The organism is Citrobacter sp. Cpo040 (genome assembly GCF_030332915.1).
In the GTDB taxonomy this organism is placed as follows: domain Bacteria; phylum Pseudomonadota; class Gammaproteobacteria; order Enterobacterales; family Enterobacteriaceae; genus Citrobacter; species Citrobacter portucalensis.
In genome coordinates, this window is record NZ_JAOWGX010000022.1 from 1 (window position 1) to 269 (window position 269).

Consider the following 269-nt stretch of genomic DNA (forward strand, 5'->3'; position numbering starts at 1 on the left):
GCTTGTAGCTCAGGTGGTTAGAGCGCACCCCTGATAAGGGTGAGGTCGGTGGTTCAAGTCCACTCAGGCCTACCAAATTCGCCTCCGTGCTGTGTTACGGCGATGCTCGCATACTTCAGTATGCTTCGCACCACCGCGCCTTGCCCGGAAACGAATTAGGGTACAGAGATTAGCATTCTACGATGGGGTTATAGCTCAGCTGGGAGAGCGCCTGCCTTGCACGCAGGAGGTCTGCGGTTCGATCCCGCATAGCTCCACCATCCCTTACT

The 269-nt window shown here is 56.5% G+C and carries 1 tRNA gene; it reads left to right on the forward strand.

Annotation, left to right across the window (positions count from 1 at the left end):
• The first annotated feature begins 184 nt into the window (after positions 1-184).
• Positions 185-260: transfer RNA gene (locus OGX86_RS00315), tRNA-Ala, on the forward strand.
• Positions 261-269: the final 9 nt, after the last annotated feature.